The 10739-nt window shown below is 68.7% G+C and carries 9 protein-coding genes and 1 pseudogene; 4 read left to right on the top strand and 6 right to left on the bottom strand.

Annotated elements, in window-relative coordinates:
- Positions 1–399: pseudogene (locus ACXAID_RS12950) on the top strand (hypothetical protein); the annotation flags it as partial.
- A gap of 23 nt (positions 400–422) precedes the next feature.
- Here ACXAID_RS12950 and ACXAID_RS12945 read toward each other — a convergent pair.
- A complete protein-coding gene (locus ACXAID_RS12945; RefSeq protein ID WP_475022620.1) occupies positions 423–881 on the bottom strand; it encodes an Lrp/AsnC family transcriptional regulator in 459 nt (152 codons plus the stop codon).
- A gap of 94 nt (positions 882–975) precedes the next feature.
- Here ACXAID_RS12945 and ACXAID_RS12940 point away from each other — a divergent pair, with 94 nt between their 5' ends.
- Both ACXAID_RS12940 and ACXAID_RS12935 read left to right on the top strand, forming a co-directional pair.
- Positions 976–1434: a rhodanese-like domain-containing protein gene (locus ACXAID_RS12940; RefSeq protein ID WP_475022619.1), complete on the top strand. Its 459-nt coding sequence runs from the start codon at positions 976–978 to the stop codon at positions 1432–1434.
- Between the two features lie 58 nt (positions 1435–1492).
- Positions 1493–1654, top strand: coding sequence for a hypothetical protein (locus ACXAID_RS12935; protein WP_475022618.1), 162 nt, complete (start codon positions 1493–1495; stop codon positions 1652–1654).
- A gap of 11 nt (positions 1655–1665) precedes the next feature.
- On the opposite strand, the gene ACXAID_RS12930 is transcribed toward ACXAID_RS12935, so the two are convergent.
- Positions 1666–2169, bottom strand: coding sequence for a flavin reductase family protein (locus tag ACXAID_RS12930; protein ID WP_475022617.1), 504 nt, complete (start codon positions 2167–2169; stop codon positions 1666–1668).
- Between the two features lie 103 nt (positions 2170–2272).
- Here ACXAID_RS12930 and ACXAID_RS12925 point away from each other — a divergent pair, with 103 nt between their 5' ends.
- Entirely contained in the window at positions 2273–2947 is a 675-nt protein-coding gene (locus ACXAID_RS12925) for a GAP family protein (RefSeq protein ID WP_475022623.1), read from the top strand.
- 24 nt (positions 2948–2971) lie between these two features.
- Here ACXAID_RS12925 and pe read toward each other — a convergent pair whose 3' ends face one another.
- The 4 genes from pe to ACXAID_RS12905 form a co-directional block, all read right to left on the bottom strand.
- Positions 2972–4099: an acyltransferase PE gene (gene pe / locus ACXAID_RS12920; protein ID WP_475022616.1), complete on the bottom strand. Its 1128-nt coding sequence runs from the start codon at positions 4097–4099 to the stop codon at positions 2972–2974.
- 124 nt (positions 4100–4223) lie between these two features.
- A complete protein-coding gene (locus ACXAID_RS12915) occupies positions 4224–5990 on the bottom strand; it encodes an AMP-binding protein (RefSeq protein ID WP_475022615.1) in 1767 nt (588 codons plus the stop codon).
- Between the two features lie 206 nt (positions 5991–6196).
- Positions 6197–9217: an MMPL/RND family transporter gene (locus ACXAID_RS12910; protein WP_475022622.1), complete on the bottom strand. Its 3021-nt coding sequence runs from the start codon at positions 9215–9217 to the stop codon at positions 6197–6199.
- Between the two features lie 90 nt (positions 9218–9307).
- Positions 9308–10729: a condensation domain-containing protein gene (locus ACXAID_RS12905; protein WP_475022614.1), complete on the bottom strand. Its 1422-nt coding sequence runs from the start codon at positions 10727–10729 to the stop codon at positions 9308–9310.
- Positions 10730–10739: the final 10 nt, after the last annotated feature.

Genomic DNA, 10739 nt, shown 5'->3' with positions numbered 1-10739 from the left:
GCGCTGGTCGGCAACGGCGGTTCGGGCGGGTCAGGCGGCGGGGCCGGCAGCGACTTCCCGGGGACGGGCGGAGCGGGCGGCGCAGGCGGCCTGATCGGCCGGCCCGGGACTGCCGGCAATTCCGGTACCGGCATCGACCTCACTGCGGCTGCTTCGGTGGACGCCGCCGACGACGAAACGCTCGACGCAGCAACCTCGAGTGGGGAAGCCACCGGCGAGGACGCCGACAGCGCTGACAGCGAGACCACCGACGCGGCCGTCTCCGGCGAGGAAGCCGCCGACGACGACGCTGACGGTGCCGATGCTGGCGAGCCTTCGAGCGATGCCGACTCCGGCGACGAGGACGATGGGGCCGAGGCTGACGCGGACGATTCCAGTGGTGCCGGCGGGGCGGAGTAGCGCCGGCACAGCCATGCCGAAAGCTAGGCGGGGCCGAGCGGCCGCCCGATCAGCGGGCTGGAATAGACGACGTTGGTGGTGATGGCTCCCAGCGTGGCGATCCGCCCGGTGATGCGCTCCAGGTCGAGCATCGAGCGGGCCAGCACCTTGAGGATGAAGCAGTCGTTGCCGGTGACGTGATGGGCCTCGGCCACCTCGGGGGTGACGGTCAGCAGGTCGTGCAGCGGCTTGTAGTTGCCCGACGGGTATGCCAGCCGGACGAAGGCCATGATCGGGTAGCCCAACGCTGCCGGCGCCACCGTCGCGGTGTAGCCGGTGATGACACCGCCGTCGGCGAGGCGACGCACCCGGTCGGCGGTGGCGCTGGGTGACAGCGACACGGTGCGGGCCAGGTCTGCGGTGCTCATCCGGCCGTCGGTCTGCAACGCCTGCAGGATCGCCTCGTCGGTGCGATCCAGCTCGACCCGTTGATCATTCGGCATATCGCCGATGATTCCATCGATTCACCGGTCCAGCCGGCGAATCGGTAGGCATCGCCCGTTCCGCCGCCGGTCATGACACCGTTGGATGAGTGGCATGACCACACCCCCGCCCGCCCATGCATTCTTCGCCGCCAAACTGCGCTACGAGATCGACCCCGCCGACCTGGCCGCGGCCCGCGGTACCGGCGCCGGGCCGGTGGTCGTCGACACCCGTTCGCCGGCCGCCTGGGAGCAGGGCCACATCCCCGGCGCGGTGCACATCCCGGGCGCCCAGCTCGCCGACCGGGCAGCCACCGCGCTGACCGACCCCGATGCCGACATCGTCGTGTACTGCTGGGGCCCCGGCTGCAACGGCGCCACCAAGGCTGCCCTGACGCTGACCGACCTGGGCTACCGGCGGGTGCGCGAGCTCATCGGCGGATTCGAGTACTGGGCCAGAGAAGGGTTCGCCGTCCACTCTGCGCAGGGACGCTCCCGGCTCCCGGTCGACGAGCTGACCGCGGTGCGGCGGCCCGGAACACGGGCCGACTGCGATCTCCACACCGGCGTGTAGAAGCCGGGTGCGGGGGTACGCTTCGGGTAGCAGCCAGTCAACGACGAAAGGCAGCACAGTGTCGCTTCAGGAACCTCAGAGCATCAACGACATTCGCACCGCGATCCGCGAACTGAGCGCCCGTGCCGAACTCGCCCGCAAAGAGGGGCGCAGCAACGACGCCACCGAGCTCGACCAGCGGGTGGCCGGTTACCGCGAAGAACTCAGCGCCCGCCCCTGACGCCCTGCCGGTCAACCACCCAGTCGCCGAAACGTACTGCGGTGGAAGACGATCGGCGCCACATCCGGGTTGACCGTGATGTCGTGCACCCGTAGCACGACGATGGTGTGGTCACCGGCCGGCACCGACTGCTCGATGGAACTCTCCAGCCAGACACTGGTGCCGCGAACGAACACCGCACCGCGTTCGGTCGATGACGTCTCCAGGCCGGCGAACCGGTCGCCGGTCTTGGCGGCCAGGGTTCGGGCGGCCCCGTCGTGGGCCTCCCCGAGCACGCTGATGCCCAGAAAGGGGGCGCCGGCCAGGGAGGGCCAGGTCGTCGACGTGTTCTGCACACAGAACGACACCAGCGGGGGATCCAGGGACACCGGCACGAATGTGCTCGCCGCCAGACCCACCCGGGTGCCGGCGATCTCGGCCGCGATCGCGATGACCCCGGACGGGAAATGACCGAAAGCCTCCCGCAGCGACAACGGGTCGAAGTTGGTGTCCGGACTGGCCTGTGAACCGCTCATCGCCCACCATCATCCCACGCGCGTACCCGCTGTACCGGACGCGGTACCGGGGTCGCGCTGGACGGCGAAGACGCCGGCCGCGGGCGGTAACGTGAGCCTTCTCATGTGGATCACGCTGCTGGCGATGGCCGTTGCCGTCAGCTTGGAACCGTTCCGGATCGGTATGACGGTTCTGATGATCAACCGGCCCCGTCCGGGCCTGCAGCTCCTCACGTTCCTCATCGGCGGTTTCACGATGGGCATCGCCGTCGGCCTGACGGTGCTGTTCGTGCTGCGGCCCGCGCTGGGATCGACCCACTTCACCCTGCCCACGGTGCAGATCGTGGTCGGAGCGGTGGTACTGGTCAACGCCGCGTTGGTGGCCGCCGGGGTGGTCGGGGGCAGCCGCGGCGACGGGCCGCCGGGGCTGCTGAGCCGGCTGTCCGAACCGCTGCTGCAGCGCTGCCGCCAGCTGCTCGAGGGACGTTCGCTGTGGACCGCGGGCGTCGCCGGCCTGGGCATCGCGCTGCCGTCCGTGGACTACCTGGCCGCACTGGCGTTGATCGTAGCCTCCGGCGCGGCGGCCGCCGTCCAGTTCGGCGCCCTGCTGGTCTTCAACGTGGTGGCATTCGCGCTGGTGGAGATTCCGCTACTGGGCTATCTGGTGGCCCCCCGGCGCACCCGCGCCGCACTGTCGGCGCTCTACGCTTGGCTGCGGGCGCGGGGGAGGCACGGGGTGGCCGTGCTGCTGCTGGCAGTCGGCTGCGTGCTGATCGGCGTGGGGATCTCGGGACTGTGACGGGCCCCGCGGCGACGGCGGGGTTCAGGGCTGGTTGTTGAGCACGTACTGCAGGCCCGACAGCAGCTGGGAGACCGGATCGGCACCGCCGCCGAACGCGGCCTGGGTGGCCGGCGCGGTCACCGCCGCCGGGTCGTAGCCGTTGACCGGGTCGACCGTGACAGGCGCCGTCGCCGGATCGTCGTTACGCGAATACCCGGCATCCACGTAGGGCTGCAGCACCGCGTCGAGCTCGATCAGCGTCTCCTTGGGGACCCCGAGGTACTTGAACGGCAGCACCAAAGGCAGGTGCTCCTCGGGAATCATGTACGTCGTCGTGGTGGCGCCCCGGGAGTTGACCGTCCGACGGATGTTCTGCGGGGGCACCATGCTCGGATCGGTGAACGCGACGGCAGTGTGCCCGGTCGCCAGGCCGACGATCGCGTTTGCCACCGACAGCCAGTTGTCCGGGCGGTCCGGCCAGTCGGCGATGCTGTCGTAGGCGGAGATGAACTGATAGGTGTCGTACTGGCTCTCCACCGGCGGCGGAATGCGGTAGTCCAGCGACGGGACGATGCTTCCCACCGGGAACATCTGGGTCAGGAAACTCTCCCCGAAGGGGTGCCGGGCCACCGGGTCGCCGAAGGTCGCGAAGCTCAGCTGATCCGGCGGCGGGGCGGCCGGATCGTAGGCGAGCCGGGCCTGGACGTCGTTGAGCACCATCGCACCCTCGGACAGGCCGATCGCGGTACCCGGACCACCCTCCCGGATCGCCGCGATGGTGTCGGGCGACCCGACCGCGACCGACTCGCCCACGCTCGGCCCGTCCAGCCCCAGACCGGGAAACCCGTCGTCGAGCCGGCCGATGCCGGGGAACAGCCGCTCCAGGGTGTGCCCCTGAACCTGTCCGGCGGGGTAGTCGACGATCTGGCGGTCCAGCCCGGGGAACCAATCCGCACCCGTGCGCATGATGTATTCGTCGTACGGAATGCCCAGCACGTGTGCCCCGCCCAGCGCGTACGCCCGTCCCGGTGTTCCCAGCGGCGGGCTGTCGGCGGACGTCGCCGGAGCCGGTGTCACGTCGGTGTCGTCGGCTGTCGCGATGCCCGATCCCAGACAGCCCGCGGCACCGATCGTCGCCAGCACGGTGCCGAATGCGAGTACTCGCCTCATGCCCTTCGCACACCCACTCCCGCCCGAATCGACCGCGCCCAGCTACCTCGAAGCGACGATACCCCGACGCTGCGGCAGCCATCGGTGACTGCGCAGCCGCACACCCGCGGTGCCTGCCCCCGGCTCACGCGTCCAACCGCACGAACTGGTCGGCCAGGTACTGCTCGGAGCAGGCGGCGCGCCGGATCTTGCCGCTGGTCGTCGTCGGAATCGAGCCGGCCGCGACCAGCACCAGATCCTCGACGGACAGCCCGTGGGTGTTCGATATCGCCGCGGTGACATCACTCTTGACCACGCTGAACCGGCGCTCGGTGTCCTCGTCGGCGGCGGCGGGTTTCTTCAGCTCGATGATCGTCACCAGCTTCTCGGTGCTGCGCACCGGGACCGAGATCGCCGCCACCCGGCCGCGGGTGATCTCCTGCACCGTCGCCTCGATGTCCTCGGGGTAGTGGTTGCGACCCCGGATGATCAGCAGATCCTTGATCCGCCCCACGATGAACAGCTCACCCCCGTGGATGAAGCCCAGGTCGCCGGTCCGCAGCCACGGACCCGCGGGGGTACCGGCGGACGGGTCGTCCAGCGTTGCCCCGAAGCACGTCTGCTCCGCCTCGGGCCGGCCCCAGTACCCGTCCGCGACGTTCTCGCCGTGCACCCAGATCTCGCCGACCGAGCCCGGCGGGCATTCCCGGCGGGTCTGGCCGTCGACGATCCGCAGCGCGGGTGACTTCGGCACCCGGTACTGCACGAGCGCCGTCGTCCCCTTCCCCGCCGCGCTGGGGGCGACGCGGCCGGCACCGAGTTCCGCGGAGTCGAAGTGCACCGCCGGGACCGACTCGTCCCAGGTGCCCGTCGCGACGAAGACGGTCGCCTCGGCCAGACCGTAGGCCGGACGCATCATGTGGTCGGCGAAGTTGAAGTGCGCGAACCTGTCGACGAAACGGTGCAGCGTGGCCGGCTCCACCCGTTCGGCGCCGCTGATGATGCCCACCACGCCGCCGAGGTCGAGCCCGTCCAGATCACGGTCGGTCGTCTTGCGGGCGGCCAGATCGAACGCGAAGTTCGGCGCCGACGACCACGCGTGCGGGTGCTCCGCCAGCGCGCGCACCCACCGGGACGGGCTCTCCAGGAACGACACCGGGCTCGTCAGCTCGGCCCGCCGCCCGCACAGAATCGGCGCGCAGACCCCGAGCACCAGACCCATGTCGTGGTAGAACGGCAGCCACGACACCAGCGTCGCGTCCGCGGGGAGTTTGGACTCGGCGAAGAAGCTGCTCATCAGCTGCTCGAAATTCACCGTGAGGTTGCGGTGCGAGACCATGACTCCGGTGGGCAGCCGGGTCGACCCCGAGCTGTACTGCAGATAGGCGATGCTCGGCAGTTCGGTCAGCACCAGCCCGGGGCCGGTCTCGCCGTCCAGATCCAGCGCATCGATCTCGATGAGGGTGGGGACCTTCCGGAACTCGCTGCTCACCGCGCCATCGGGCAGCCCGGCGATGTACTCGGCGACATCCCCGGCGGCCGCCGAGGTGGTGAGCACCACCGCCGGCGCGGTGTCGGCGGTCACCGAGCTCACCCGGTCATGTCCGGACCCCGGGTGCGGCAACGGGAGCGGAACCGCGACGAACCCGGCCTGCATCGCCCCCAGAAACGCCACGATGTAGTCCAGGCCCTGCGGCGCCAGGATCAGTGCCCGGTCGCCGGCCGACCCGTGTCGCTGGATCTCGCGCGCCATGTTCATGGTGCGGCGCGCCAACTGCGACCAGGTGAGGCTCTCCCGAACCCCGGCGGGATCGAGACCGTAGTCGGTGAAGGTGAACGCGACGTCGCCGGGATGCATGCTGGCACGCCCGTGCAGCATCGACAGGATCGACGACTGGGGCGGCGCGGTCACGATCGGCCCGCTTCGCGAAGACGTCCCGGGGTCGGCGGGACGGCGCCAGGCTGATTCAGCGTGCCCTCCGCGATCGGGATGAGAACCGGCGACAGGACGGGTCGGCGATGCCCCGACGTCGTTCCCGGCGCGGCGCCATCCATGCTCCTGTCCCCCCTGCTCCGTAGTCTCACATACCTCACCTGTGCCCGCTGAACCGGCTGCTGCTAGGCACTTTCGACAGGTTCCCGCGGCGCCGAGGACCCGGTCTTCGGCGGGTCCAATCGGGACGGCCACCAGTTCGCCCGCCCGACCAGCGCCGCGATCGCGGGCACCGTGATGGTGCGGACCACGAAGGTGTCGAGCAGGATGCCCACGCCGATCACGAAGCCGCCCTGCACGACGATGCCGATGCTGGAGAACATCAGACCGGCCATCGAGGCGGCGAAGATCAGGCCCGCCGCGGTGATGACGCCTCCGGTCGAGCCCAGCGTGCGGATGACGCCGTAGCGAACACTACGCGGGGACTCGTCGCGCAGTCGCGACACGAACAGCATGTTGTAGTCGGCGCCCACCGCGACCAGCACCACGAAGGCCAGCGGCGGGACACTCCAATGCAGCTGTTCCCCCAGGATCAGCTGGAAGGTCAGCATTCCGATGCCGATCGCCGCGAAGTAGGACAACACCACCGATCCCACGAGATACAGCGGCGCGATGATCGACCGCAGCAGCACGCTGAGGGTCAGCAGGACGACGATGAGGGCCGCCACGATGATGAAGCGGATGTCGCTCTGGTAGTAGTCCCGGGTGTCCCGCAGCGCGGCGGGGTAGCCGCCCATCGATATCGAGGCGTCGGCCAGAGCCGTGTTGGGCTGCGCCCCGCGGGCGACGTCGAGGATCTCGTTGACCTGATCCATCGCCTCGGGGCTGAACGGGTTGAGTTTGGTCTGGATCAGGTACCGCACCGAGTGGCCGTCCGGCGAGATGAACGCCTCGGCGGCTTTCTGGAACTCGACTGCGTTCAGCACCTCGGGCGGGATGTTGAACCCGGCCATCGTCGAACTCGACGCGTCGAGGCTCATCGTCAGCAGGAAATTCGACGCCTGGTCGAGCCCCGATGCCATCAACTCGATCTGGGCGACCAGTTCGTCGACGCCGTCGGCCACCTGCTTGCTTCCGCCGGCCAGCCGGTCGGCGCCCTGCTGTAGATCGGTCAGGCCGGCCTGCGCGCCGCCGGGTGAGTCCAGGCCCAGCTCCGACATCGCCGCCGACAGCCGGATCAGCGCGTCGTTGACCTGCCTGATCGTTGCGGTGAGGGTCTGCCGGTCGCCGACTCCCTCCAACTCGCCGGCCAGTTGATTGATCTCGTCGAGGCGGCCTTCGTCGCGGGCCGCGACCAGCTGCTCGAACTGTGCCCGGGTCGAGCGGCACGACGGGTTGGTGTCACACACGGGGTTGCCCTGCAGCGCGGTCAGCACGGGCCCTATCCAGGCGAACATGTCCCGGACGGCGGCGAAGTTCACCCCCATGGAGTTGCCGAGCTTGTTGACGCTGTCGACGAGCTTGGCGGCGATCTCGACGTCGCGCACCAACCTGTCGCCGCCGTAGTCGGTGCGCACCGAAGTCAGCGCGCCGAGCAGGGCCTGGATGCTGGGAGCCAGCGTGTCGACCTGTGCGCGCACGTCGCTCAAGCTGCCTGCCAGCGTGTTGGCCCCGGTGGCCAGTTCGTCGAGGTCGCCGCTGCGTTCGTCGATCATCGCCGAACCGGCGGCCAGCCGGTCTCCGACGATGCCGGCCTGGAATGTGGCCCGGAACTCCGCCGGCACCTCCCCGAGCGGCCGGGTGACACCGCTGACCAGGGACACGTCGGGCAGCTGGGCGATGCGTGCGGCCATCTGCTCCAGATCCGCGAGCGCCTGAGGGGTGCGCAGATCCTGTGGGGACTGCACGAGCAGGTACTGCGGAATGGACTGGCTGATCGGGAAGTGGCGCTCCAGCGCGGCGTATCCGATCGAGCTCGGAGCCGAATCGGCCACGGCCTCCCGGTCGTCGTAGTTGAACTGGGCGAAGATCGCCGCACCGGCCAGCAGGACCAGCACCAGCACACTGGCCAGCAGGTGGGGAACCGGCCGGCGCACGATGCGGATGCCCGACTTCCTCCAGAACCGCGCGGTCAACTCACGCCGCGGCTTCACCCAGCCGCGCGGCCCGGCGAGCACCAGAATCGCCGGCAGCAGCGTCACGCCGGCCAGGTACGCCATCCCGATGCCGATCGCGCAGGACACCCCGATGGTGGAGAACACGCCCATCTGGGCGAAGCTCATCACCAGGAACGTCAGACCCACCGTGGCCGCCGACGCGGTGATGACCTTCCCGATCGAGATCATCGCCGCCTTGACCGCCCGGTCGAAGTCATCGCCCGACCGCAGATAGTCGTGGTACCGGCTGATCAGGAAGACGGCGTAGTCGGTGCCGGCGCCGGCCATGATCGCGCTGAGGAACACCACCGACTGGTTCGAGACACCCGAGCCGGTCAGCTGCGAGTAGCCCGCCACCACCGCCTGCGCGATCACCAGCGACGACCCGATCGTCACCAGCGGCAGCAGCATCGTCACGATGTTGCGGTAGACCACCAGCAACACACCCAGGACCAGCACCGCGATCGCGATCTCGATCGGCAGGCGGTCACGCTGTCCGGCGACGGTGAGGTCGGCGACGGTGGCCGCGGGACCGGTGACGTACACCTGGAGTCCGGTCTCGCCACCGTCGGCCTGATCCACCCGGTGTTCGATGATGTTGACGACCCGGTTGTAGGACTCGTAGCCGCGTGGTGTGCCCAGCTCACCCTCGAGGTTGACCGGTAACACCCAGGTCGTCTTGTCCTCGCTGGTCAGGAACTGGCGCAGTTGCGGTGTTCCGATGAAGTCCTGCACCGACGCGACGTCGGTGATGTCGTCGCGCAGTGCATCGACCACCGTGCGGTAGGTGGTTTCATCCTCGGGCCGCAGCCCGTCTTCGTTGATGAACGCGACCACGGCGAGGTTGTCGTTGGCCGACTCCTCGAATGCCTCGGCCATCCGGGTGGCGGTGACACTCGACGGTGCATCGCTGGGCAGGATGACCAGCGGATTGCGCTCGGCCATCTCGCCGAGCGAGGGGAAGGACAGCGGCAGGGCCACAGCCAGGGCGACCCACACCCCGATCACCGCCCACGGCCAGCGCACGACGACGTCGGCCAGCCGCCGCATCACGACCTCACCTGCGCGCGCGAACCGCGCAATCGCGCGATTGCGGTGAACGGGCCGGCGATCCGGCCACAGCCTGCGACATACCCCACGCTAAGCGACGCGTCCCCACTGCCCGGTGTCGGCAACCAGGCTCGCCACCGATCTCATCGCCTGCATGTATCGCGCGACCGATTTCCGGGCCACCGGATTGTCGGGATGCATGATGGCCATGGCAGTGCCCTCCCCGTAGCGGAATATGTAGATGGTCAGCTGGTAGGAGAACCGCCCGTCGGGATAGATCCCGATGTTGTTCGCCAATCCCATGTCCGCGGCGGCGAGAATGGCGTTCAGCGGGGCCGCCCCGCCGTGCAGGAAATTCGACACCGGGAAATTCGGCTGCGGCCACTTCAGCCACGGGGCCAGCTCCAGCACCCGGTAATAGGGCACCTTGGCCATGTTCAGACCCGAATCGAACGAAGCCTGGGCAGCCCAGGCAGCCTCGCTGAACGACGCCGCCCCGATCGGCACGGTGATCGGGATCAGGCCGGTGAACCAGCCCTGGGTCATGAAATTGTCCGTGGCGCTGCGCGAATCCCGTGGAGTGAGCCCGTAGTAGGTCAGTGCACCGGTCAGTTCGTGCTCGACCTGGGCCAGACAGGCGAACAGCCCCCCGACGAAGCGCGCCCCGGCGGCGGTGCAGGCGGATTCGAAACGCTCCGTCTGCGCGCTGTCCATCAGCATCTCGGAGGTCATGTCGCTGCTGGTCGAATCCTGCGGATCTCCCAGCGGAAGCGGGAATTCGGGAAATCCGCCATTGTTTTCCTCGGCGAAATCGATCCACGCCTGTACACCAGGCGAATCCAACGACAGGTCCGCGGTGTAATCACGTTCGCGCACACAGAAATCGTCGAAACTGCCGGCGTCGGGAAGGGTGAGAGCTGCGCCGCCCCCGCTCAATGCCGAGTACATCCCGTTGGCTTCCAGCATGGTCGTACCGATCAGCGTCGCGTCACCGTGGACATGGTCCATGGCGGCGAAGAAGGTGAAATGGCCCTCGCCCTGAATTATCCCGAAGGTGAAACAACCCCACTCCAACGGATTCGGAATGGCCACGACGTGGGCGTGGATCTCCTCGACGGTCATGGCGCCGTGGTCGACCGCCACGAATTCGATGTCGGCGGGATCATCGATCGCACGTCTGATGAACTCGCCGTCACCAGCGTCTTCGAACCAGCTGCGGAACGTGTCGTGCCGGCGCAGATAGGCGTTGACGGCGTGGTCCATCGCCGCGATGTCGCACTGACCGGGCACCTCGCAGCTGGCGATGATCTGGCGGGAGAAGTTCAGCCCGGCCGCGGTCCGTTCGCAGTAGTTCCGGAGATGCTGGCGTTGCATGTAGCTGACCGGCACCGCGCTGACCGGCGCATCAAGCGCCTTCTCCCGCGCCGCTGAGGTCGGATGCCACGAGGTGACCGAGCCCGGATTCAACGCCCATTCATCAAGTGCGCCAACCGTTATCTTACCGATCCGCAAAGCTTGGTCC

The organism is Mycobacterium sp. ABE4_509, assembly GCF_056160785.1.
The sequence above is the reverse complement of the archived record's forward strand: the minus strand, read 5'-3'. Positions and strand labels throughout refer to the sequence as shown.